The 24,018-nt window shown below is 35.3% G+C and carries 32 protein-coding genes, 2 tRNA genes and 1 other annotated feature; of the genes, 6 read left to right on the forward strand and 28 right to left on the reverse strand.

Annotation, left to right across the window (positions count from 1 at the left end; genetic code table 11):
- Positions 1-9 precede the first annotated feature (9 nt).
- From priA to gmk, 3 genes are all read right to left on the reverse strand, one after another.
- The gene (priA, locus tag FC97_RS12220) at positions 10-2,418 is read right to left on the reverse strand and encodes a primosomal protein N' (protein WP_054641967.1); all 2,409 of its coding nucleotides are present in this window, start codon (positions 2,416-2,418) and stop codon (positions 10-12) included.
- Positions 2,419-2,490: 72 nt separating this feature from the next.
- Positions 2,491-2,748, reverse strand: coding sequence for a DNA-directed RNA polymerase subunit omega (rpoZ, locus tag FC97_RS12225; protein WP_054641968.1), 258 nt, complete (start codon positions 2,746-2,748; stop codon positions 2,491-2,493).
- A gap of 4 nt (positions 2,749-2,752) precedes the next feature.
- Positions 2,753-3,364, reverse strand: a complete 612-nt coding sequence (gene gmk / locus FC97_RS12230) for a guanylate kinase (RefSeq protein WP_025085469.1) — start codon at positions 3,362-3,364, stop codon at positions 2,753-2,755.
- Between the two features lie 179 nt (positions 3,365-3,543).
- On the opposite strand from gmk, the gene FC97_RS12235 reads away from it, so the two are divergent.
- Entirely contained in the window at positions 3,544-3,864 is a 321-nt protein-coding gene (locus FC97_RS12235) for a hypothetical protein (protein WP_054641969.1), read from the forward strand.
- Here FC97_RS12235 and recN read toward each other — a convergent pair.
- From recN to FC97_RS12310, 15 genes are all read right to left on the reverse strand, one after another.
- The gene (recN, locus tag FC97_RS12240; RefSeq protein ID WP_054641970.1) at positions 3,856-5,553 is read right to left on the reverse strand and encodes a DNA repair protein RecN; all 1,698 of its coding nucleotides are present in this window, start codon (positions 5,551-5,553) and stop codon (positions 3,856-3,858) included. The genes FC97_RS12235 and recN overlap by 9 nt on opposite strands.
- 8 nt (positions 5,554-5,561) lie before the next feature.
- Positions 5,562-6,386: a TlyA family RNA methyltransferase gene (locus tag FC97_RS12245; RefSeq protein ID WP_054641971.1), complete on the reverse strand. Its 825-nt coding sequence runs from the start codon at positions 6,384-6,386 to the stop codon at positions 5,562-5,564.
- 10 nt (positions 6,387-6,396) lie between these two features.
- Complete coding sequence (locus tag FC97_RS12250; RefSeq protein WP_054641972.1) at positions 6,397-7,245, reverse strand: polyprenyl synthetase family protein; 849 nt, start codon at positions 7,243-7,245, stop codon at positions 6,397-6,399.
- 2 nt (positions 7,246-7,247) lie between these two features.
- Positions 7,248-7,487, reverse strand: coding sequence for an exodeoxyribonuclease VII small subunit (locus tag FC97_RS12255; RefSeq protein WP_025085473.1), 240 nt, complete (start codon positions 7,485-7,487; stop codon positions 7,248-7,250).
- The gene (gene xseA / locus FC97_RS12260) at positions 7,480-8,829 is read right to left on the reverse strand and encodes an exodeoxyribonuclease VII large subunit (protein WP_056968314.1); all 1,350 of its coding nucleotides are present in this window, start codon (positions 8,827-8,829) and stop codon (positions 7,480-7,482) included. Before xseA ends, FC97_RS12255 begins: the two co-directional genes overlap by 8 nt.
- Positions 8,822-9,670, reverse strand: coding sequence for a bifunctional 5,10-methylenetetrahydrofolate dehydrogenase/5,10-methenyltetrahydrofolate cyclohydrolase (locus tag FC97_RS12265; protein ID WP_199800794.1), 849 nt, complete (start codon positions 9,668-9,670; stop codon positions 8,822-8,824). The genes xseA and FC97_RS12265 overlap by 8 nt, the downstream gene beginning before the upstream one ends.
- A gap of 39 nt (positions 9,671-9,709) precedes the next feature.
- Positions 9,710-10,114, reverse strand: coding sequence for a transcription antitermination factor NusB (gene nusB, locus FC97_RS12270; RefSeq protein WP_054641974.1), 405 nt, complete (start codon positions 10,112-10,114; stop codon positions 9,710-9,712).
- A gap of 5 nt (positions 10,115-10,119) precedes the next feature.
- The gene (locus FC97_RS12275; protein ID WP_025085477.1) at positions 10,120-10,539 is read right to left on the reverse strand and encodes an Asp23/Gls24 family envelope stress response protein; all 420 of its coding nucleotides are present in this window, start codon (positions 10,537-10,539) and stop codon (positions 10,120-10,122) included.
- Positions 10,540-10,562: 23 nt separating this feature from the next.
- Positions 10,563-11,126 carry an elongation factor P gene (efp, locus tag FC97_RS12280; protein WP_054641975.1) on the reverse strand — a complete coding sequence of 188 codons (564 nt, stop codon included), beginning with the start codon at positions 11,124-11,126 and terminating at the stop codon, positions 10,563-10,565.
- A gap of 137 nt (positions 11,127-11,263) precedes the next feature.
- Complete coding sequence (rpmA, locus tag FC97_RS12285) at positions 11,264-11,536, reverse strand: 50S ribosomal protein L27 (RefSeq protein ID WP_025085479.1); 273 nt, start codon at positions 11,534-11,536, stop codon at positions 11,264-11,266.
- Positions 11,537-11,548: 12 nt separating this feature from the next.
- The gene (locus FC97_RS12290) at positions 11,549-11,893 is read right to left on the reverse strand and encodes a ribosomal-processing cysteine protease Prp (RefSeq protein ID WP_054641976.1); all 345 of its coding nucleotides are present in this window, start codon (positions 11,891-11,893) and stop codon (positions 11,549-11,551) included.
- 2 nt (positions 11,894-11,895) lie between these two features.
- On the reverse strand, positions 11,896-12,207 hold the full coding sequence (gene rplU, locus FC97_RS12295; protein WP_025085481.1) for a 50S ribosomal protein L21: 312 nt from the start codon (positions 12,205-12,207) through the stop codon (positions 11,896-11,898).
- Between the two features lie 9 nt (positions 12,208-12,216).
- Positions 12,217-12,284: a sequence feature (ribosomal protein L21 leader region), on the reverse strand.
- 44 nt (positions 12,285-12,328) lie between these two features.
- Positions 12,329-13,897 (reverse strand): hypothetical protein, encoded by a 1,569-nt coding sequence (locus FC97_RS12300; protein WP_054641977.1) that lies wholly within the window; start codon positions 13,895-13,897, stop codon positions 12,329-12,331.
- 93 nt (positions 13,898-13,990) lie between these two features.
- On the reverse strand, positions 13,991-14,245 hold the full coding sequence (locus tag FC97_RS12305; protein WP_054641978.1) for a hypothetical protein: 255 nt from the start codon (positions 14,243-14,245) through the stop codon (positions 13,991-13,993).
- A 132-nt stretch (positions 14,246-14,377) separates the two neighbouring features.
- The gene (locus FC97_RS12310; RefSeq protein WP_056968316.1) at positions 14,378-15,781 is read right to left on the reverse strand and encodes a carboxylesterase family protein; all 1,404 of its coding nucleotides are present in this window, start codon (positions 15,779-15,781) and stop codon (positions 14,378-14,380) included.
- 185 nt (positions 15,782-15,966) lie between these two features.
- Between FC97_RS12310 and FC97_RS12315 the strand changes: the two genes are divergently transcribed.
- The 4 genes from FC97_RS12315 (at position 15,967) to FC97_RS12325 (ending at position 16,902) form a co-directional block, all read left to right on the forward strand.
- On the forward strand, positions 15,967-16,167 hold the full coding sequence (locus tag FC97_RS12315) for a hypothetical protein (protein ID WP_054641980.1): 201 nt from the start codon (positions 15,967-15,969) through the stop codon (positions 16,165-16,167).
- Positions 16,168-16,352: 185 nt separating this feature from the next.
- Positions 16,353-16,475: a hypothetical protein gene (locus tag FC97_RS13790; RefSeq protein WP_256970472.1), complete on the forward strand. Its 123-nt coding sequence runs from the start codon at positions 16,353-16,355 to the stop codon at positions 16,473-16,475.
- 135 nt (positions 16,476-16,610) lie between these two features.
- Positions 16,611-16,684 (forward strand) — tRNA-Arg (locus FC97_RS12320).
- 144 nt (positions 16,685-16,828) lie between these two features.
- Positions 16,829-16,902: transfer RNA gene (locus FC97_RS12325), tRNA-Arg, on the forward strand.
- A gap of 46 nt (positions 16,903-16,948) precedes the next feature.
- On the opposite strand, the gene FC97_RS12330 is transcribed toward FC97_RS12325, so the two are convergent.
- The 4 genes from FC97_RS12330 to miaA form a co-directional block, all read right to left on the reverse strand.
- Positions 16,949-17,923: a cation diffusion facilitator family transporter gene (locus FC97_RS12330; protein ID WP_056968318.1), complete on the reverse strand. Its 975-nt coding sequence runs from the start codon at positions 17,921-17,923 to the stop codon at positions 16,949-16,951.
- A gap of 249 nt (positions 17,924-18,172) precedes the next feature.
- A complete protein-coding gene (locus FC97_RS13795) occupies positions 18,173-18,304 on the reverse strand; it encodes a hypothetical protein (RefSeq protein ID WP_256970471.1) in 132 nt (43 codons plus the stop codon).
- Between the two features lie 85 nt (positions 18,305-18,389).
- Positions 18,390-19,643, reverse strand: a complete 1,254-nt coding sequence (locus FC97_RS12335) for a methionine gamma-lyase family protein (protein ID WP_056968320.1) — start codon at positions 19,641-19,643, stop codon at positions 18,390-18,392.
- Positions 19,636-20,562 carry a tRNA (adenosine(37)-N6)-dimethylallyltransferase MiaA gene (gene miaA / locus FC97_RS12340; protein WP_054641981.1) on the reverse strand — a complete coding sequence of 309 codons (927 nt, stop codon included), beginning with the start codon at positions 20,560-20,562 and terminating at the stop codon, positions 19,636-19,638. Before miaA ends, FC97_RS12335 begins: the two co-directional genes overlap by 8 nt.
- An 86-nt stretch (positions 20,563-20,648) precedes the next feature.
- On the opposite strand from miaA, the gene FC97_RS12345 reads away from it, so the two are divergent.
- Positions 20,649-20,843, forward strand: coding sequence for a DUF3042 family protein (locus tag FC97_RS12345; RefSeq protein ID WP_025084520.1), 195 nt, complete (start codon positions 20,649-20,651; stop codon positions 20,841-20,843).
- 58 nt (positions 20,844-20,901) lie between these two features.
- On the opposite strand, the gene FC97_RS12350 is transcribed toward FC97_RS12345, so the two are convergent.
- From FC97_RS12350 to rpmG, 6 genes are read right to left on the reverse strand one after another with little or no spacing between them, the layout of a single operon-like run.
- Positions 20,902-21,309: a rhodanese-like domain-containing protein gene (locus tag FC97_RS12350; protein ID WP_054641982.1), complete on the reverse strand. Its 408-nt coding sequence runs from the start codon at positions 21,307-21,309 to the stop codon at positions 20,902-20,904.
- A 12-nt stretch (positions 21,310-21,321) separates the two neighbouring features.
- Positions 21,322-22,284, reverse strand: a complete 963-nt coding sequence (locus FC97_RS12355; protein ID WP_054641983.1) for an ROK family glucokinase — start codon at positions 22,282-22,284, stop codon at positions 21,322-21,324.
- Positions 22,281-22,511 carry a YqgQ family protein gene (locus FC97_RS12360; protein WP_025084517.1) on the reverse strand — a complete coding sequence of 77 codons (231 nt, stop codon included), beginning with the start codon at positions 22,509-22,511 and terminating at the stop codon, positions 22,281-22,283. The genes FC97_RS12355 and FC97_RS12360 overlap by 4 nt, the downstream gene beginning before the upstream one ends.
- Positions 22,504-23,175: a rhomboid family intramembrane serine protease gene (locus FC97_RS12365; RefSeq protein WP_054641984.1), complete on the reverse strand. Its 672-nt coding sequence runs from the start codon at positions 23,173-23,175 to the stop codon at positions 22,504-22,506. Before FC97_RS12365 ends, FC97_RS12360 begins: the two co-directional genes overlap by 8 nt.
- Positions 23,168-23,740 (reverse strand): 5-formyltetrahydrofolate cyclo-ligase, encoded by a 573-nt coding sequence (locus FC97_RS12370; RefSeq protein WP_054641985.1) that lies wholly within the window; start codon positions 23,738-23,740, stop codon positions 23,168-23,170. The genes FC97_RS12365 and FC97_RS12370 overlap by 8 nt, the downstream gene beginning before the upstream one ends.
- 53 nt (positions 23,741-23,793) lie before the next feature.
- Positions 23,794-23,943: a 50S ribosomal protein L33 gene (gene rpmG / locus FC97_RS13310; protein WP_075887565.1), complete on the reverse strand. Its 150-nt coding sequence runs from the start codon at positions 23,941-23,943 to the stop codon at positions 23,794-23,796.
- Positions 23,944-24,018 lie beyond the last annotated feature (75 nt).

A 24,018-nucleotide genomic window follows, 5' to 3' on the forward strand; every position in this document is an offset into this window, starting at 1 on the left:
CAATCACCTTTAATCTATATGTTGTGGTTCATTATCAATTGCAATCGTAAAACCCTTTTTTGCATCAGCTTGGGTCTCATTTAAAATTTCTAGTAATTTTTGATGCAATTGAGGTTCATGTTTATATTTTACAATAATTTGATAATAATATTTGTTTTGTTTACGTGAAATCATCGTTGGACTAGGTCCTAATAAGATGGCATCCTTTGACAGCGACGTTTCAAGCTGCTTTTTTAGCCAATAACTTTGTTTTAAAGTTTGCCCTTCATCCTTATTGGCTACGCTGATCAAGGTCGTGAAATAGTATGGTGTGTAATTAGCCTGATGTCTGATATACATTTCTTGTTTAAAGAAAGTCTCATAATCTTGCTTAGCAGCATCCTTAATCGCATAGTGATCTGGATTAAAAGTCTGGATCACGACATGACCAGTTTTATCGGCTCGACCTGCACGACCACTCACTTGAGTTAGCAATTGGAAGGTTCGTTCACTAGCCCTAAAATCAGCCAAACTCAATGTTGTATCAGCATTGATCACCCCAACTAAAGTGACATCGGGAAAATCTAATCCTTTGGCAATCATCTGTGTTCCCAATAATATATCAGCCTGATGTTGACCAAATTTTTGCAAAATTTTGGCGTGTGAACCTTTACGACGCGTTGTATCAACATCCATTCTTAAAACACGTGCTTCAGGGAAGAGTGTATTCAATTGTTGTTCAATGTTTTGCGTTCCGGTACCATAGAAGCCAATTTTCTTACTTTTACAATTAGGACAAACCCGTGGCACGGGTTCTTCATGTCCACAATAATGGCACTTCATTTTACCCAGATCTTTATGGTATGTCAGTGAAACATCACAATTAGGACACTTCAGTACAAAACCACACTCCCGACACATCATAAATGAAGAATAACCTCGACGATTTAATAAAACAATTGCCTGCTCATGTCTTTGAAGTGTTGTCTGTAAGCCTTCTTTTAAAGCTGGGGAAAAATCACCCTTAGTTGCTGAATTCTCGGCATCCCGCATATCCACAATTTGTACATGGGGTAAATTTTGATTATTGATTCGTTTTTTCATCCGAATTAATCTGTAAACACCCTTTTCGGCTCGTGCCCGCGATTCTAAAGATGGGGTCGCACTTCCTAAAACAACTGGGCAATGATTCATCTGGGCACGCCACAAAGCTACATCACGTGCATTATAACGAGGATTGTCATCTTGCTTATAACTGGCCTCATGCTCCTCATCAATTATGATCAGGCCTATTTTATTCAAAGGTGCAAAAACAGCACTTCTAGCACCAACAACTACTTTAACATCGTGATTTTCAATTCGAGTCCACTCATCATATCGCTCACCACTTGACAAACCACTATGTAACACGGCGACTTGATTGCCAAAACGACCAACAACTCGATTGACCATTTGCGGAGTCAAAGAGATTTCTGGTACGAGCATCAAAGCCGTTTTATCCTGTTGCAAGGCTTTCTCAATTGTCTGTAAATAAACTTCAGTCTTACCACTACCAGTAACACCTTCAACTAGAAAAGTTTGTGGCGTCTCGCTTTGAATAGCATCACTAATTTCAGACACAGCAACTCGTTGTTCTTCTGTTAATTTGAGTTTAGTCGTTTTTTCAGGATCAATTCCAACTGGCTTACGTAGTTTAGTAACTTCAGTTATTTGCAACAATTGATTTTTTTCGGCTGTTTTAATGGCTGAACGTGAAATTCCAAACTCTTTTTGCAAGACATTTAATTCGACTGGCAACTCTTCCAAATGATGTGCTAAAAAATCTAGCAATTTGATCTGTGACTTGGCATTGGCACGTAATTTACTTTTAGCTTCATGTAACTGAATAACGTTCAAATTTGTCGTCACTGCTTGTCGTTTAATTTGTAAAGCTTGATTCTCAACAACATATTGAATATCAATTTTATTATTCTGACGTAATTTATTAATTAATCTAATCGTGGCATCATCTAGTTGATTAGTAATTTCCAATGTTTCCTTGCCATCTAAGAGTGTCTGAACTTCAGTATCCTCATTATCCAAAGGAATAACATACTGTTTATACTTTGCCCTCATGACACTAGGAAGCATCGTTTGTAGACATGAAATTTGAAATGAGTATGTTCGATCGGCTAACCAGTATGATAATTGCAACATCTCATCTGATAAAACCGGCTTCAAATCAATCACTCTTGAAATAGGCTTTAATTTACCTTGAAAGTCACTTGTTGCCTTGACCTGCATAACAAAACCTTGGATTTTTCTTTTTCCACGGCCAAATGGTACTTCAACTCGCATTCCCGGTACAACAACGTCTGACAAAGAATCGGGTATCAAATATTCAAATGGTCGATTAGTTTGCATAGTAGGTACATCTACAATTATCTCTGCTACTGCCATAAAAACCACCCAGTAAATAGATTTTTTAAATAAAAAAGCCTCCACTAATTCAACAATCAGTGAAGGAATGGTTTATTCGTCGTCTTCTTTTTTCTCTTCTTCAATCTTTTCAGCTTCTTTTTCAAGAAGAATTGAATTAGGATCAATTTCGATTTTATCGTCAGCAATTTCTTCAAATGCACGACCAACAGTTCTTGGTGATTCATATTTGTTCAATAATTCAATATCACCATTTTCTAATTGGTGAGCACGCTTTGCGGCTAGAACTGCCAATGAGTATCGAGAATCAACTCGATCTAAAAGTTTATCAATTGATGGATAAATAATCATATTATCAATCTCCTATTATCTTTTTGTATTTATCAATTACGCGTGGCACTCTCAAGTGTTCGGCTCTAATTATACCTTCAATTTTTTCGACTGCATTAGGTATTTTATCATTTACGACGGCATAGTCATAGCTTGTCATCATTTCAATTTCCTTTTTAGCCTGAACCATACGCTTGTCGATTGTTTTTTCATCATCTGTACCTCGATGAGTAATACGATCTCGTAAGCTAGTTAAATCAGGTGGTGTAAGGAAGATAAAGACACCATCAGGCATCTTTTCACGAACCTGCATTGCACCATTCACTTCAATTTCCAATAAGACATCAATCCCAGCATCAAGCTTTTGATTAACGTACTTTAATGGTGTTCCATAATAATGATCGACATACTTAGCATATTCAAGCATACCACCATTGTTTATTTCTTCTTCAAATTCTTCATTTGTTCGGAAATAGTAATCGACTCCATCGACTTCTCCAGGACGCATTTGACGAGTAGTCATTGAGACAGAATAATCAAATTTGATTGATGAATTCTTAAGCATAGCTTTTCTAACAGTTCCTTTACCTACTCCAGATGGACCTGATAAAACGATTAACATTCCCCTTGTTGACATAATTAAGTTATCCCTACTATCTATATAATATGGTATCTATCATGCAATAAAATCGTTTGATTTTCAAGGCTTTCCGACTTGTCAATACAAAAATTACCAAAGAAATAAAAAAATAGAGTTGCTCTTTCGAACAAAGGTTCGTATAATGAAGACACAAACAAGTGTTCGGGGGTTTAAAAATGCAAGCAAAACAAGCATACAATCATTTCACTACAAATCTAATCAACCATACCGCTAATTTTATTAATAATAACTTTGATTTTAATATTGAAAGTAATCAGAATCTTCAAATTAAACAAATGCCTTTTATGCAAATAGAGCTTTTCGCAGAACAGAGTTTTCAAAGACATTATTCTGTCGTTATTACAATGTTAAACGATGAACAGTTCCAAGGCAAATTTATTTCACAAGTTAATAAAAATAAATATGTATTTAAGATGAATTCGGCCTTCTTTAAAATTGCAATGCTCGACCAAATCAAGTCAATCAACCTAGTCTAATCTTTGTTGCTCTCCTTGAGCCAATTCCAACAACTCTTGAGCATGCTTCCTAGTCAAATCAGTTACCTTAGTCCCAGCCAACATTAGAGAAATAGCTTCAATCCTTTGGAGATCGTTAAGTATAGAAACTTTTGTTTCTGTTTTATCCTTAACGGTCTCTTTTTTTATTTCAAATTGAATATCACTCATAGCTGCTACTTGTGGTAAATGTGTAATACAGAGGACTTGTAAGAATTGTGAAACCTTATAAATTTTATCACCAATAGCTTGCGCAACACGACCACTGACACCTGTATCAATTTCATCAAAAACAATAGTCTCTACGTTCATTTTTTCAGCAATGATAGCTTCAAAAGCCAAAATGACACGAGATAATTCACCACCTGAGGCAACTCTAACTAACGGCTTATAATCTTCACCTACATTTGTTTTCAAGTTGAATTGAATTTGATCAATTCCCTTGGGCGATAAATTATCATCATCCAACGATTTGAAAGCTACACCAAACTTGGCGTTAGGCATATATAGATCTTTTAATTGACGATTGATTGATTTTTCTAAAGCTGTAGCGGTCTTATGACGTTGCTTGGATAAATCTTTACCTAAATTAAGCAATTTAGTCTGATATTGACTAATTTCATCTGTCAATTGAGCCTCGGTATCATCATCGATATTGATCTTAGATAACTCTTCATGAGCATTCTTACTAAACTCAATAACTTCATCTAAAGTAGGACCATACTTCTTTTTCAAATTATCCAAAGTGATTAAACGCTTTTGAATTTCATCTAAACGATTCTCATCAAAATCAAGATTCTCTAGCTGATCAGCAATCGTGGCAGCATTATCTTGCAATTGATAATAAGCCCCGTTAACGGAATCATAAAGTTCTTTATAAGAAGAATCATAATCCATGATTTCCTCTAAATTGTCACGTACATTCCCTAGAGCATCTACGACACCCACATTATTCTCAGATAAACCTCGATAGCTATCTTGAAGAGATGAACTGATTTTTTCAAAGTTAGACAACTGATTTTTCTCATCTTCCAATTTATCATCTTCGCCAGCTTGCAATTGAGCACTGTCGATATCTTCAATTTGGAATTTAAGCATATCAATTCTTTGCACTAAATTCTGAGAGTTCTTTTGAATCGTTCTTAAGCGACTACGTTTAGCTTGATATTCTTCAAAAAGTTGAACATATTTCAATAAATCATGTTGAAAATCATCATCGGCAAAACGATCCAAGATGTTGATGTGATTATCTTCATCTAGTAACTCTTGCTGCTGATTTTGACCATGAATCTCAACCAAAAATTTACCAACTTGTCGTAAAACATTTGTTTTAACTAGTTCGTTGTTGATGCGACAGACATTTCGACCCTTACGATTGATTTCTCGCTTAATAATAATTTGATTATCATCGTGAGCAATCCCATATTCAGCCAGAATAGCAAAAATAGGACTACTTGCTTTTACCTCAAATAGTCCTTGCACATTTAATTGCTCTTGTCCTGTTCTAATAAAATCAATTGACGATCTACTCCCAACTAATAAGCCCAAAGCATCAATAATAATTGACTTACCAGCTCCGGTCTCACCAGTTAAAGCAGTCATTCCACTTTTAAAATCAATCTGTAGCTTATTAATAATCGCAAAGTTATTGATTATTAGTTTTTTTAGCATTATCTCACCTATTTATTAAGATTTGCATAAGCTGCTTCCATTGTATTTTCAACGGAAACATTATCTAAAATTTCACCAGGTTGTTCTTCTTGAGGCTTTTGAATGTGCATCAAGAATTCAATATTACCCTCTCCACCTTTGATAGGCGAAAAGTCTAAACCAGAAACAATGAATCCTGCCTCTTTAGCGAAGTTAGTAATCTTCTCTAAGACCATCTTATGAACTTTGTGATCACGGACAATTCCATGTTTACCAACGTTTTCAGGGCCAGCCTCAAATTGTGGTTTAATCAAACAAACTGCATCTGAACCCGGTAAAATGATGTTAAACATTGGTGGCAAAATTAATTCCAAAGAAATAAAGGAAACGTCTGTCATAGCAAAACTAGGTAGACCTTCATGAAAGTCTTCTGGTTTACTGTAACGGAAATTAACCCGTTCCATTACAATTACACGCTCATCTTTTCTCAGTTTCCAAGCCAATTGATTGTAACCAACATCCAACGCATAAACCTTTTCTGCGCCATTTTGTAAAGCCACATCTGTAAAACCACCAGTTGAAGAACCAATATCTAGACAGATACGATCAGACAAATCAATATCAAACGATTTTAAGGCTTTCTCAAGCTTGTAACCACCACGACTGACATATTTACTATGAGCATTCTTAGCCAGATGAAAAACAGTGTCTGGATCAACTTTTTCCCCCGGTTTATCGAAACGCAGATTGTCTTGATTATAAACTTCTCCAGCCATAACTGAACGCTTAGCTTGTTCTCTGGATTCAAATAAATTTTGTTCAACTAATAAAACATCAATTCTTTTTTTTGCCAATATGTGTCACCTATTCTTTGAAATAATCTAAGAAGCTTACCAATAAGTTCTTGTCAAACTCGTTTTCTTTTAAAACTGCATTCAAAGCATCTTTAACTAAATCTTTCAACTTAGCTTCCGTTGCTTCCTTACCAATCAAATTAGGGAAAGTATTCTTATTACTATCCTCACCATCGTCAGCATCGTTCAAATCATCTTTCAACTGAAAAGCCAAACCAATATCATTCGCGTATTGAACTAAATTCTTCGATAGTTCATGACCGGCACAAAAGGCTCCAGTTGTCACAGCTGCAGTAATTAGATCAGCTGTTTTTTCTCTATGTAGAGTTGTCAATTCATCTTCAGTTAAAACTTTATTTTCCATGGTAATATCAGTCATTTGACCAGCTACCATTCCCATAGGACCAGCATTATGGGCCAAAATTCTTACAGCAGCCATACGTTTATCAGTGCTCAAATTCGATTTAGCAATCCAATAGAAAGCTTGTGTTAACAAACCATCCCCGGCCAAGACAGCGGGTCCAACACCAAATTGCTTATGATTCGACAATTTACCACGACGATAATCACTATCATCCATTTCTGGCAAATCATCGTGGATCAACGAATAGGTATGTACTAATTCAATTGCACCGGCGATATCGTAAAACTGCGAAAGTTTATCTAACTTGATACTGCTAGAATAGGCAACTGCTAAAAAGAGCATCGGGCGAACTCTTTTACCACCAGCGTCTAATGAATAAAGCATGGCATCTCTTAAAGTGGCTTGCTTTATTTCTGTTTTCAATTTATTATCCAAAAACTTATTAAAATCAGGCAAGACTTGATCGCAAAAATCAGAGAACTTTTTTATTTCCATAATTATTTTTGATCCTTATCTTGGTCTTGTTTGATATTAATTTCTTCGCCATCTTTTGTCATAACCTTAGTTACAGTTTCTTCAGCATCACTTAAAGTTTTTTCAAGTTCCTTACTTAAAGTAACACCCGTTTTAAACTTTTCCATTGCTTCTTCTAAAGGAACGTTTCCCGCCTCAAGATTAGTTACAATTGCTTCTAAATCAGCAAGATTTTCTTCAAATGATTTCTTCTTTTCAGCCATTTCCGTCCTCGCTTACTTCTTTGGTTATTAATTTGACGTTACCATTTTTAACTTTTAGGTCAACCTCTTGATCTACTTGATAATCAGTTACATTCTTCAACACCTTGCCTGATTTACTAGTAGGAATGGCATATCCACGACTCAAAGTTTTTAGTGGACTCAACGAATCCAATGTGGCAACCTCACTATTAAATACATTACGATTTTTATTGATAATTTTATTTACATTATTAATCAAAATTTGATATAACCGATTGACTTGATTGGCGTAACTATAGATTTGATCTCTAGGTGACGCTTGTACCAATCGATTAGCATACTGAATCAATTCTGTTTTCGACCTGCTCAATGAATTAGAGAAATTCTGATGTAATTTATCTTGCAGATAATCGACTTTTTGCAAATACACTTCGTAGATTCGCTCTGGATGTTGCAAAAAGACATTCTGAGCCAAGGAATCAACTTTATCCTTGTAATTACCTATAATCTTTGTTTGTGCATTATACAGTCTCGTATTGAGATCTTGCAGATGTAATAGCACATCCCTCAAAACTGGTGTAGCCAATTCAGCAGCGGCCGTTGGTGTGGCTGCTCTTAAATCAGCAACTAAATCAGCGATAGTCGTGTCAGTTTCATGACCAACTGAACTGATTACAGGAATTTTACTTTGAACAATGGCTTGGGCAACCACCTCTTCATTAAATGGCCACAGATCTTCAATCGATCCACCACCACGTCCAATAATGATAGTGTCATAATTACCATCTTCATTAATTCGTTTCAGTTGCTTAACAATCGTTGGGGCGGCTTCTTGACCTTGAACTTGAGCCGGATACAAAACTATTTGTACAATTGGATACCTTCTAGCAACGGTTGTCATAATATCATGAATAACCGCACCTGATTGACTGGTTACCACCGCTATTCGTTTAGGGAATTGTGGTATAGGCTTTTTAGGTAAATCAAAGACGCCTTGTGCTGCCAGCTTTTTCTTCAATTGCTCAAAAGCTAAGTACAAAGCTCCTAATCCATCCGGTTCCATCGATTCAACATAAATCTGATAAGAACCGCTAGGTCCATAAAGTGAAATCCGACCCTTGACGAGAACTTTCATTCCCTCTTCTGGTTGAAATTTAACCTTACTAAAATTTGATTTAAACATGATAGCTGAAATTTTGGCTTTATCATCTTTCAAAGAAAAATATTGATGAGCATTGGGACGCATTCTAAAATTAGAAATTTCCCCCATCAAATAGACGTGTCCCAAATAAGGGTCCACGTCAAATTTTCTTTTCAGATATTGAGTTAAAGCCGTTACAGTTAAATATTGCTCATTATCCATTTGCCCTGCCTTCGGCTAATTCAATCACTTGATCTACTAATGCAGTAATCGTCATTGGGCCAACCCCACCAGGTACCGGTGTGATCATTGAAACGTGATCCTTAACATCTTCAAAATCAACGTCTCCACAAAGCTTGCCATTCTCATCGCGGTCCATTCCGACATCGATAACAATTGCTTGATCTTTGACATAATCTTTTTTAATAAATTTAGCTTGTCCAATGGCAACAACTAGCACATCAGCCTTACTTGTTATTTCTTTTAGGTTCTTAGTATGTGAATGCGTGATCGTTACAGTGGCATTACGATCCAACATCAAAGCAGCAGTAGGCTTACCTACAATATTACTACGTCCGACAATGACAACATTCTTACCATCAAGGTCAACATTATAATAGTCCAACATCATTAAAATACCAGAAGCTGTGGCTGGTTTGGTTAGTGGTGTACCAATCCATAGGTTTCCGACACTAATTGGTGTAAAGCCATCAACATCCTTAGCCGGACTAATGGCTTCAATAACTTTATCCTCATCAATATGATCTGGAACTGGTAATTGAACAATAAATCCATCAATAGCTGGATCATTATTTAATTCATCAATCTTATTTAGCAACTCTTGTTCCGTAACGGTGGCATCGAAATGGATGAGTTGGAAATCAATTCCTAATTTTTCAGCGCGACGTTTCTTATTACGAACATAAACAGCACTGGCACTGTTGTCACCAACTAAGATAACAGCCAAACCAGGAGTTACACCCTTTTCTTTCAAAACTTGAACACGCTTTGTCATTGTTTCATCTAATGCTGTTGCTACTTTTTTACCTTCTAATAAATTCACACTAATCACCATAAAAAGGCTGGCAAAAAATCACCAGCCTTACCCTTCTACAAAATTAGATAAAATACCATTAACGAAGGACTTTGAGTCCTTGTCGCCAAAATCGCCAGCCATTTCAATTGCTTCATCAATAGCTACTTTTCTGGGTACTTCTAAACTATTTTCCATTTCAAATAATCCCACACGTAAAATCGAGCGGTCAATTCTGGATAAACGCTGAACAGTCCACTTGTTCTTTAAGTGTTCTGAAATTTCTTTGTCAAGATCATCTTGGTGTTCTACAACACCTGAAACTAGAAACGTCAAATAATCTGGTACTGCCTCAGATGTCAAATCGCATAATTGCATGGTAGAAGAAATAGCATCTTGAGGAGTATCCTGAGTCGTTTCGATAGAAAATAGTGATTGAACTGCGAGTTCTCTGATCTTATGTCTACTTATCACTAGTTTTATTCCTTTTTATCTGTTGTTACACGTTCTATTTCGCCGCTATCTTTTTTAGCGATCAAACCTACAACATGTACGTTAATTTCACTTAAGTCTAAATCGGTCATGAATTCAAGTTGTTCAATGGCTGATTTTTGGATCTCCAAGGATACTTTCGGAATCGATACGCCATATTCCAAATATACATAAACATCCGCAGATATTTGATCGTCATTGAACGACACATCAACGCCCTTACCATGATTGATTCTGCCAAAAAGTGAATCTATTCGACTAGAAATAGTGCCACGCATTTCGTAGACACCTTCAACTTGGTTTGTAGCAATCCCAAGAAGGATCTCAATAACTTGATGTGATATTTCAACATTACCGTTTATTTTTCCACTATCTTGTTGTAGAGAAACATATTTTTGTTCAGCCATAAACTTATCTCCATAATCAGTTATTAATTAGCACGTGAAATGTAAGTACCATCTTGAGTATTGATAGTTAGCATATCACCTTCGTTAACGAAGAATGGTACTTGCACAACTAAGCCTGTTTCCATAGTAGCTGGTTTTGAACCACCAGATTGTGTATCACCTTTAATTGAAGCTTCAGTTTCAACAACTTTAAGATCAACTGTATTAGGTACATCAACACCAAGTGTTTCACCATTATACATGACTACGCTGACTTCCATGTTTTCCTTCAAAAACTTAAGTTCATCTCTAATTTCATCACCTGGTAATGAAAGTTGTTCATAAGTTGTAGTATCCATGAAGACGTAGTTGTCACCTTCTGCATATAGATATTGCATCTTTTTGTTTTCGATGTTAGCTTTTTCAACCTTAGCAGTTGATCTGAATGTCATTTCTTGAACGGCACCAGTTCTTAAATTCTTTAACTTTGAACGAACAAAGGCACTACCCTTACCTGGCTTAACATGCTGAAATTCTACAACACGCCAGATACCATCTTTTACTTCGATTGTTAATCCATTTTTAAATTCATTTACTGAAATTGACATTTCTTTCTCCCTTGGTTCCTAAATTTTGCCAATAGAACACTATACATTATCTTACCAATATTTCGGTGTTAATGGCAATAACTCATACTTATTATATAAAAAAAAGAGGAACATTGTCCTCTTTTTTTCTCAATATATTAGTATACTGAAACTTTTCTCTTGTCTCTGCCAAGTCTTTCGAACTTAACAACGCCATCTTTAAGTGCGAACAATGTATCATCGTTTCCACGGCCAACATTAGCACCTGGGTGAATCTTTGTTCCACGTTGTCTATAAATAATTGCACCAGCAGTGATAGCTTGACCATCAGCACGCTTTGCACCTAGTCTACGACCAGCTGAGTTACGGCCATTAGTTGTTGATCCACCACCCTTATGGTGAGAGAAAAATTGTAAATTCATCTTAAGCATGAAATTTACCTCCTAATCAAGATCTATATTATTTTTTTGCACTTGAACTTCAATATTTTTAGAATAACTACCTTCAATATCTTTCAATATCCAAAATAAATTATCTAATAATAAGGCAGTGTCATGTGAAACTGCTTTATCGAATTGGCAGCCAAGATGACCACCATTAACTTCATCCATGACGACCTGAGGACTAGCCCCAGTAAGTTTTTCCAGATTGTTGATTGTTCCAATTGTCACTGCTGAAACAGCAGCACAAACCAAATCTTGACCGTAAGGCCCTGAATCAGCATGTCCTTTAATTAAAAAGGAATCAATCTGTTCATCTGAATTCTGGTGAAAACTCGCTCTTATCATGATTAAGCCTTGATACTATCGATAAGTACCTTTGTATATGGTTGACGGTGACCTGTCTTCTTGTGTGAATGCTTCTTAGGTTTGTACTTGTAAGTAACAACTTTCTTTTCCTTACCTTGCTTTTCAACCTTACCTGAAACACTAGCGCCTTCAACTACTGGGCTACCAACTTTAACAGTCTTGCCATCAGAAACTAAGATTACATCATCAAATGTAACTGCGTCTCCTTCTTTGACATCAAGCTTTTCAACATAAATTGAAGCATTTTCTTCAACTTTATATTGCTTACCACCAGTTTTAATAATTGCGTACATAAACGTACACTCCCTTCTAAGACTCGCCAACTAGGTGCACTAAGCTTAAACCTAGTTTTGAGCGGTTGTAGATGCAATAGTGATTGCAACTAATAAAATATAGCAAATTTCACATACTTTTTCAACTCTCTGCCACGATTTTTTTCTTCATTTTCCATTTATTACTGAAATAAATATAGCCTAAACCAATGAAACTAAATAAATTGATCAATAAAGAAATTACAGCCAAAACAGTATAGTGAGCATGGATTTCAATAATATTTTTATTTGGATCTGTCTTTAATAATAGTGTTTGACGCTTAGAATGAGCAATTTTAGGTTGTTCATTGTTAACAGTGACTTTATATCCGGCATACTTTTGAATCGGAATATCCATTGCTACAGATTTAGGATTATAATATTGCAACCAATATTCATTTCCTTTCGTATTGAACTGTACCTGACTACTGTGACCATCAATCAAAAAATGATTTTTACTGTCTGAGGCTCGGTCATGATAATTCACAACCAAGTTCTTATAATCAACTTTTTGAGTAAATTCAATTTTATTACGCGGCTGCAATTGATTTGCTTGGCTATATGTTAAATACCCAAAACTTCCAATAGCTAATAATAGAATCAACAATTGCAAAATAGACGGTCCTTCTTGGAAAAGCAATAAAACGACTCGAATTAAAATAACGATAAAAAAAAGATCCAAAATCGTTATCATTGCAAACATCAATCGGCTTACATCAAACGCTAATTGTGGACGAACTATTAATAAAGTTGCTAGAACACAGCTTTCCAAAATCATGATTTTATAACTGAAAGAACTCTTTAAGAAAACCATAATCAAAACTAAACCTAATAAAATTGCTAAAGTTAAAACAAGATACCAATTATTCTTTGCTAACACTTCCTTACTGAACCAAGTCCAGTAGTCAAATTGTGGGCGACTTTGTTGCAGTATTTTCTTGGACCACTGATTCTCCAATAACGGTCCCCAGTAGCCAACAGTCAATAGTCCTGTTACTGATCCAGCTTTAATTAAACTCAGTAAAGTTTTCCACCAATATGTCCAATTGTGAGAAAGTTTTGAAAAAATCATCAATGGTAATATTGGCAACAAAGTTAAAGTAACTGCGAGTGCCATGTATGGATTGGTCCAAATAATCAATGTCATCCCTAAAGCTAATGTCAACCAATCTTGAAATTTACCATTAAAAATTTGAAATGCTCCATAATAGACCATCGGCAAAAAAATTAAAACCAAATAATTTTCAATCCTCTGTTCATCAAAAACCAACAAGAAACGATTAAAAGATAATGTATAAATTACGGCGAACAGTAAAGCTTCCAAGGTATCGTTAGAAAACTTTTTCATATAGTAATAAGAACTTGTGAAGGTTAAATAAGTAACTAATGCAAAAATAAATACAAAGCCAATAATGACGTTTTGATTCAAAAAGAGTAGCCCAGGCAATATCGTTAACCATGGACTATAGAAATTGATCAGACTGCCTGTATGGCCCCAGTAATCGAAATTGATCGGTGAAATAAAAATATTAGATAAACTTTTGATATGTGCGATATTGAATATCAGTTCATTAGTCACCGACGCGTGTTTTAAAAATAAGAATGTATAAAAAATAGTTAGTATTAGAAAAATAATTCCAACGATTATTCTTCTCCATGAACGACTTGACATAATTAGCCCCTTAAAAAATGACTTACTAAATAATTATACTAAAAAAGGACTGCGAAGACTTTATTCTTCACAACCCTTTTACAATATTCAGTTTTAGTATATTGGCAAGGTTGCCATGACTACATGTCCGATGACCAAAAAGAAGAATAGTGTTGCCAAAACTAATTTGCCTCTACTAAATTTCAATCTTCTGATCAAGCTTGTTATCAGTATAAGAGCAACAATTAGCCCTACACCAATTAAAATCCCCATTAAATTACTAATAATCGCCTGCTGCGTTAAAAATGCTGCAACAACATCAATTAAAATGAAAGCAATTGTAATAACAAATGAAAACTTTCTTTTCAAATCGCCCACCTCTAAAATCCTAAGCACCGCAAAAAGATGCTCAAACTTAAGCACAACATCTATAGTATAAAAGTGGGATATATTAATTGCAATATATTTTTTATAATGAAAATCACAATATTTATTTATAGACTATAGTTTGTATGACTGCCAAGGTAAATCATCAGGGCTTCGGCGGCTTATTACAGAGATACTTTTAAGGTCATCAGGATCTAATTCAAGAACTAATTGGTCATCATCATAAGCAGGCCATTCAAACTTAATTTCTTCGTCGTAAGGTTTGCCATTATTAATAAATTCTTTCAGCAAACGGAGCATGTGCAACTGATTCTTACGATAATCAATTTTTAGATCAGCAGTCGGTGTATTCAAATAACGCACAATACCACCATGCTTCCCCTCATCAACTTTGGCATAATTACAATAAACTTCTGCATCACTATTTTTAATCAATAAATCAGCTAATCTTCTTGCAGGCAAAGCATACATTGCATTACCTAACATTTGGATCAATTCAGCTTTAGAATAATTTTTGCCCAATAATTCTTGTTTCAATTGTTCAGCACTTTCGCCAAATAAGTCTGGCAAAACATTCTGTTCAATTTGAGTGGAATCCATATCTTCAAAAAATTTTAATTCATTGCTGCCAGCTGAAATAATTGTTTTAAAACTAGTTCTCTTGACACGTTGAATTAGTTTGTCTTGCCAATCAGCAGAAATCAAATCATCATCGATCACAGGACCAAACCAGTTAGTTGCAAAATGTCCTTCTAAGGCTGTCTTCTGAGCTAATTGCAAACCATCATCAGTTAAATTAAATAAATCTTTACTTGTTTTAATCTTGTTAGCTTGGCAAATATTATCAATCACTTTTTGGGCTGTTTCTAAATCACGTATAGTCTGTACACCACCAGAAAACATAATCACTTTTTTAATGCGATCCAGCATTTTAGAATTAGACGCCATCAAGGCAGAAATTGATTTTGCTCCAGCAGACAACCCTATCAAATTAATATTATCTACATCGCCACCAAAACTACGTGCGTTATCTATAACCCATTGAATTGCCATTAACTGATCAGATAGGCCGACATTAGTGTCACCACCGTCAACTTTCCCCCAACCAAACAAACCTAATCGATAATTAGGAACAACGTGTACTACTTCTTGGTGATCCAACCAGGACATCTGTTTTTGATAATTTCCACCTGTTGTGAATCCCCCACCATAAAATTCAATGACAATTGGATAATCTCCATCGACATCGGGTGTACAAATATCTAAATTCAAACAATTTTCACCAAAATTAATTTTACTCTCACTTTGTTCCAAAGCTTCATTTTGCATTGGTTGTGTACCATTATGTACAGCATATTGGAGTTTATTGATTTCTTGTTTACCAAATTTGGCAATTGAAAATTCCTCAGCTCGCTTGAATCTTCGACCGTAACCAAAAGGAATTCCTAGAAAGTCCACATGCTGATGATCAGCGATTCCGTGGAAAGTACCAGTTGTTGTTTTTATAATCTTTTTCATCAAATAAACCCCCAGTAAACAAAATATCGGTTTAGTTAACATTCTAAACTAATAATATTAATGTACAAGAATTTCATGAAACCATTTTTACAAGAAAGTTATATAAATTTATTCATAATTTGCCTTGTTTAGTTAATAAAGCTTGTATATAATTTCAGAGATACGTTTTAGAGGGAGAGTAATTTATGGTATTAACAGATGCACAAAAGCGTGCCAATGAAAAATGGCATAAGAATCATCGTGAACGTGCAAATTATATTGCTATGCGTTCATCTGCAAGAAGTTTTATTCGTAAAAAGTCTACCTTGGAAGACTTAAAAGAACTCCAGGACATCATTGAGGGTCGTCGTAAAGAATTAGCACAATCCCTAAATAATCAATTTTAAAAAATGTATGCCTTTGCATTTGAAAATCACAAAAATTTTTTTAAAATAAGACATTAATTTATCTTAATTTTATTTTTTCTGATATAATTTGGCTAAGGATAAGGTTAAAGGAAGCCTTGTCCTATAAGCGTTCTGTCCAGATGCTGATGACATAAAAAGCTGTGATTATTTCGGAGATGAAAACCATGAAATTGATAACTTGGATCAAATCATTATTAAAAGCCGAAAAAAATGAAGCTTCTACTCAAGATAGAGAGATACTCTCCGAACTTGAAGCTGAAAACAAACCCTTCTTGTTTGGTAAATAATGTCATTCAGTAAATTATTATTAGGGATGGTTCACTTATTATTAAGTGAACCTTTTATTTTGCCCTTTTTTCGAATATTTAGTTAAAATTTTATTGACATCAAGTCATCACTTTCACTATAATAGTACGAGTGATGTCACAGTGGCTCAGTTGGATAGAGCAACGGTCTTCTAAACCGTAGGTCGTGAGTTCGAATCTCACCTGTGACATTTTTTATACGCTAAAGCCGTTGGGATTGTCTCCTAACGGTTTTTTTAATATCTAATTACTAATTTGAGCCATAATTTATAATAAAAAAATTCAAATTAATTATTGCAACTCAAATCACTTTTCTCTATAATAGTACAAGTGATGTCACAGTGGCTCAGTTGGATAGAGCAACGGTCTTCTAAACCGTAGGTCGTGAGTTCGAATCTCACCTGTGACATTTTTTATACGTTAAAAGCCGTTAGGGATAACCCTAACGGCTTTTTTTATGCTGGAACGACCATTACATCAGTATCAACAATTCCAAACTGACGACGCATCTGAGCTTCAATTTCCTCCCCCAAGCGGTAGCTGTCTTTCACTTCCATATGGGCATCTACAGCAATAATCACATCCATAGTGACCATATTCCCACTGTAATGGGCATTTATATCCTCTACCTTCTTAACCTGAGGATTATTCTCAATAGCTGTACGAAATTGCATTTCAGCTTTTGGATCAAAGTAATCAGCTAAATTCAAACTACTTTCTTTAAAAATCTTGATGCCAGCTACCAAAATAAAGATACCAACAATGATACTTGCTACGCCATCAAGCCATGTCACTTTGAACAATAAGGCACCGCCAATAGCTACTAAGGTTCCTAAGCTAGTCAAAGCATCACTTAAACTATCCTGAGAAGCTGCCGTCAAAGCTGCATTCTGTAATTTTAAACCAGCCAAACGATTCATCCACCAAACAATTATCATTATTACCATTGCAACACCTGCTCCTAATAAGGTAATTGGTTGAGGTACTTCTTGCAATTCCGGATGCATTAAACTTTTGAATCCACCATAAATAACATTCAAAGAGATAGCTATCATGACTATACCGGTAATCAAAGTAAAGACTGTTTCATAGTGAAATCTTGTTAACTGCAATCGTTGCCCATTCTTTTGAATATCTTCTGGTAATGGTTGTCCCATCAAGTCATCATCGTCAATATCTCGAGCAATAAAAATCCCTACTAACAATAAGACAGCAGAAATAATTCCAGCCAAATTATTCAAAGCATCAGCCCGTAGGGTCTGTGAATGTCCAACTTCTGCTAAATAAAATTCAATCACAGAGATTGCTAAATAAGCTCCTACATTAAATAGTAGGTGGTGCTGAGCACTACGCAACTTATTCAATTCTCGATGTTGAATCTTTCGCCATTCTTTTGTTTCTCTTTGAAGATGCTGTTGTTTTTCTTGCATAATAAATATTGCCTCACTAAATAAATCCCTTTACTAAGCAATCCTAGCGCTTTAACTTTAAAATCACAAAAAAAGAGGCCCTTCAATATTGAAAGGTCTCTCCTTATTATCGTTGAGGATAAATTGCAACTTTCGTTGCTCATTTAATATATCATCTATCAACCAGATATTCTCCATTTTAAAATACTCGTAAAGAGATTGTATTATTAATTACGAATTCTGTAATAAATGATTCATATTAATTTAAAATTATGCGCTCAACTTCAATAATTTGTTCATAGCTTCTTCAATTGACTTACCGCATGCAGAAACCCGAGTGTTTTTCTTATCAAATACGGTAAACAATTGATGCTTAGTATCTAAAGTAACTTTATATCTCATATTGCCTACCTCCAATTATTTGAATACTTATTATACACTCCTAAACAATAAATACAATTAAAGCGATTCAAAATCTATATTTATTCTATTTAAAGAATAATTCTTTACATGCATTAGCAATGGCAATCTTAACGTGTTCAAATGTCAATCCACCTTGAATATAGATAATATAAGGTGCACGCATTGGCCCATCACAAGAAAATTCAATACTTGCTCCAGAAACAAAGGTTCCAGCGGCCATAACGACCTTATCTTCATAACCTGACATTTCACTAGGTACAGGCAAAACATTAGAATCGATTGGTGAGAATTTTTGAACCATTTCAGCAAACTTAACCATCTTGTCCGGATCATTGAATTCAATAGTTTGAATCAAATCTGTCCGGTCATCGTTCCACTTAGGTGATACATTCAAACCTAATTTTTCAAAGATGCCTGCTTCAAAAATGGCACCCTTAATGGCATTACCAGTTACTCTTGGAGCTAAGAAGAAGCCTTGGAACATTTCTGACAAACGACCAACTGTAGGGCCTTCAGAAGCACCAATTCCAGGAGCTGTGAGGCGATAACTTGCCAATTCAACAAGATCTTTCTTACCAACGATATAGCCACCAACTTTAGCTAAACCACCACCAGCATTCTTGATCAATGATCCAGCCATAATATCAGCACCTACTTCAGTAGGTTCAACGGTTTCGGAAAATTCACCATAGCAATTGTCGACAAAAATAATTGCATCGGAAACAGTCTTAACTTGTTTGATGATTTCAGCAATTTCTTTAACTGTCAAACTCTTACGTACAGAATATCCACGAGATCTTTGAATAGCAATAACTTTAGGGTTTTGTTCTTTGATCTTCTTCTTCATTAAGTCAAAGTTAACCTTGTCACCATCCATCTCAACATAATCGAAACCGATCTTATAATCAATCAATGACCCTTTCTTGTTACCAGCAGTTCCAATAACTTCTTGCATGGTATCATATGGTTCACCTGTAACGTAGAGTAAATTATCTCCCGGACGAAGCATACCAAAGAGCGCTGTTGCCAAAGTATGTGTACCTGAAACAAACTGTGGACGTACTAAAGCTGCTTCAGTCTTGAAAACGTCGCAATAAACTGCTTCTAATTGGTCACGGCCACGATCGTCATCCCCATAACCAGTCGTACCTAGCAAACTGCTTTCATCAATACTTTCTTTTCTAAAGGCCTCTAGAACTTTATTCTGATTATCCAAAACTTGCTCATCAATTTCAGCCAACTTTGGAGTAATCATCTCATCAGTCTCTTTGATAACCTCTTTTAATTTATCTGGAAATGCTGCATTCCATTTAGTCATTGTGCCCTCCTACAAATTTTATGATATTTTTCTCGATTGTTTTTTGATAATTATTATCATCACCAATATTATACCAATCTACATCCATTTGATTACGGAAATATGTAAATTGTCGCTTGGCAAAATGACGAGAATTCTTTTTAATTTCATCTAGACAACTTTCTAAAGAGGCCTTTTGTTCAAAGTAGGGAAATAGCTCCTTGTAGCCAATGGCGTTCTTAGCCTGAACAAATGTCTCACGATGCTTAAAAACGTACTCAGCCTCATCTAATAGGCCCATCTCTACCATTTTATCAACACGTCGATTAATCCGTTCATACAGCTTAGGACGATCATCGGTTAAACCTATTAAATAAAAATTAGCCCATTTATTACCATTGTTTTGATCTGTTATTGATTTTCCGGTAGTACGAATTACTTCAATTGCTCGTATTAGTCTTCGAGAATTTTCAATATCAATTTTTTGATAAGCAATTGGATCTTCTGATTTTAAAATAGCTTGCAGCCTATCCACTCCATCATTCTTTTCGATTTCAAGCAATTCTTGACGTACTTCGTCATTTCCAGCAGAATTACCGCCCAAATTAAGATTATTTATCAGTGAACTCAAATAAAAGCCAGTCCCTCCAACAACAAATGGAATTTTTCCTTGTTCATTTAAATCTGTAATTATCTTTTTGGCACGTTCTTGAAAATTTTTAACTGTATAACGTTGATCCGGATCACAAATATTAACCAAATGATGTGGTACAACCCTTAATTCAGCGGGTGAATCCTTGGCAGTACCAATATCCAAATGACGATATATTTGCATCGAATCACCAGAAATTATTTCACTTTGGAACTCTTGAGCTAATTTTAGACCTAACGCACTTTTTCCTACAGCCGTTGGACCGACAATCGCTATAACTTTTTTCAAAAAATTACCCCACTTAATATAGTCTTTTATAGATATTTTAAAGGAAATAAGCCATAATGAGAACTAAAGACAGGAGGAATTATATTATGGCAAAAAATCAAAAACACTTTCGTTTTGTTAAAGGCTTTCTTGTTGGTTCATTAACAACAGCAACAGCCGTTTATGGTGCACTACATGCATTCAAGAAGAAGGTTATCGAACCTGAAAATGAAGAAAACGAACGAGTAGAAGAAAACCGCAGACGTGCTAACCGTAAGAGTCTTCAAGCACACCAAGGTTAATTATCAATTTCAAATAATAAAAAATGCTGTGTCAGAATTTTTTCTGCACAGCATTTTTTTATAGTTTAGTAGTCTTTTTAGTTTGACCTTCCCAATCGGAAAAGCGATCCTCTAACCACTTAACATCAGTAAAGCCCCACTTTTTTGTTAACTTGATAGCAGCACGAACACAAATATTCTTACTATCTGCATATAAATATACAGGAAGATCTGGTCTCAATTCGCCCTCATTATACTTTAATTGCGTATAAGGAAGACTTCTAGCACCAAGGATATGTTTTGCATCGAATGCATTTTTTTCTCTCAAATCAACAATTTGAGCTTTTCTCATTGTCTTTTCAAAGGTTTTTTGATCAACTGAGCCACCCATTTGTCTGCCTTTATACCAATAATAAAGCCATGAGCCGACCCAATAGATGATAAATCCTATTACAATAACGTACAAAACTGCATTTAATACTTGCATTAACACAAACCCCTAACCAACTTTAATCAATGAAGCTGCACCGATAACACCTGCACCATTACCAAGACTAGCAAGTCTTAGTTCAGTTGAGTCCTTGATTGTAGCAAATTCATTCTTACGCATAGCTTTATCCACTTTGTTTAGAAGGAATTCCCCAGCAGCAGAAACACCACCACCGATAACTACATACTTAGGATTCAAGGTATTAGCAATATTACCTAGAACAAATCCAAGTGAATCACAAACATAATCGGCAACGATCAATGCTAGATCATCATCTTTTTTAGCTAAATCGAAAACATCTTTAGCAGAGATATCTTGACCGTCATCAAGCATAGCTTTCAATTCTGAATCTCCAGCGTATTCTGAAGCACGATCTCTAGCAACACGAACGATACCTGTAGCAGAAGCGATTGTTTCTAGACAACCTTTCTTACCACATGTACACATGAAGCCATTAGGATCAACGGTAACGTGACCGATTTCACCTGCTGCACCATTAGCACCTTGTAGTAATTGGCCATTAGCGATGATACCACCACCAACACCTGTACCAAGGGTTACGAAGACAACGTCTTTGGCGTTGTTACCAGCACCCTGCCATCTTTCACCAAGTGCTGCAACGTTAGCATCATTTTCAATAGTTACAGGAAGGCCTGTTCCCTTTTCAATGTCACGTACTGGATAAACCTCGTTAGTCCAGTTAAGGTTGTATGCACCTTTAATTGTTCCTTTTTCATGATCAATAGTACCAGGTGAACCCAAACCAATTCCATCAAATTGGTCAGCGCTCATACCATACATATCAAGATGATGGTTAATTGAATCAATGATATCAGGAATAATCAATTGTCCGTCAGATAGAATATTTGTTTCAATACTCCATTTTTGTTGAATCTCACCTTTTTCAGTAAGAATAGCAAATTTAATTGTTGTACCACCAAGGTCAACACCGATTAACTTTTTGTCTGTCACTTTGATCTGTCCTTTTCTTTCTCTTCTTCTATTCTATGCTCCCGTTTTAAGACCAATTGAGCATTGATGAAGGTCTTTTTGTCGATCATTTGACTCTCATATAAACGCTTAACCTCAATAAACATAAGCTCTATATCCCACATTCTTTTACCAACGTGAACAAAAGTGCCATATCTTTTCAAAAGTTGCTGAACGTCATAGAGAGTTCTAAAACTCATCTCATCCATAAACTATCATACCTTTTGTATACATAAAGTAAGAAATTATAACTAAAACAATCAGAGATAATATCCTATAAACCATCTTAGGACGCTGAATACTGGGTAATCCTAAAGTATAACCCAAGAATAATCCCCCAAGCGCGCCACCAAGGTGCCCCCAAATATTAATACTAGGCATTAACAAGTCCAAAAGTAAGTTAACGACGATCAAGCCTAGAAAACTCTTACCAATTTCAGTCATAAACTTATTTTCACGATATATAAATCCCAAAGCTAAGAAGGCTGCAAAGAGACCAAATATCGAAGTACTAGCACCCACTGAAATTGCATTATCGCTTCCAAAAGCAAAACTTGCTAAATTACCAGTGATACCACTTAAAAGGTAAATTGTTAAAAAGCGCCAATGACCTATCATGGGCTCTAATATTTGACCAACATATAACAGTGTAAACCCATTCATGAAAATATGGAAGACACTTAAGTGTAAAAATATTGGTGTAATCAAACGCCACCAGTCACCAGTCTGAATACTTACATTTGTCATGGCACCCATTGTCATCAAAGTATTACTGTTCTGTGAGCCTCCAGCCAGAACTTCAACTAGATAAACTCCAATAGTCAATACCAAAAGGGTCCATGTCACATACGCATTACTCTGTCGATTAAACATTTTGTTGGTCCTTATCTGTCTTGGCCAAAATAATTTTATCCACCGGTTTATCTAGTACATAAATTGGCCATTGAGCTTCTTCATAATATTGTTGTGAAGAAGCTAAAGAGATAGTTTTAGTTGGATACTTGGCCAGATATCTGTCAAAATACCCTGCGCCGAATCCTAAACGATTATGCCTATCCTTCGAAAAAGCTAAGCCTGGAACGATTAGAAGATCAGGAGGATCCATTAAATTATTTTCATAATTCTTTGGTTCACGAACTCCAAATGGACTTTCTTCTATTTCAGTGTCTTTCGTATACTTAACGAAAGTCATTGAATGATCAGCAAAAGTCTTTGGAATATAAACTTCCTTGCCCATTTCCCAACATTGATTAATGATTGGGAACGTCGGAATCTCATCATTCATACTCAGAGTAATTCCAACACTTGGTGCATTTTGAAAATCTAAATCATTAAAAAGCTGAAAATAAATATTATTGATCTCTTTTTGTGCCTTAGCAGATTTCATAAAAGCACTAACTAAATCAATTTGCTTCTTTCTAAAGCTTACTTTATCCAACTAATCACTCCCAATCCTAGTAAAAAAAAACAACAGGGATTTTAACCTGTTGTTTATTTTGTTTCACGATGCAATGTAACAGTACGTTCGCGTGGACAATATTTCTTAAGTTCAAGGCGATCAGGATTGTTACGTTTGCTCTTGTTTGTTAGATATGTACGTTCATGACATGAAGTACATTCCATTGTTATGTTTACTCTCATCTTTGGAACATCCTTTCATAAATACTTAACTAAATTCAACTAATTAAATATATCATTTTTCACGGTATTTTAAAA

It is taken from the genome of Companilactobacillus kimchii DSM 13961 = JCM 10707, from assembly GCF_001435445.1.
In the GTDB taxonomy this organism is placed as follows: Bacteria; Bacillota; Bacilli; order Lactobacillales; family Lactobacillaceae; genus Companilactobacillus; species Companilactobacillus kimchii.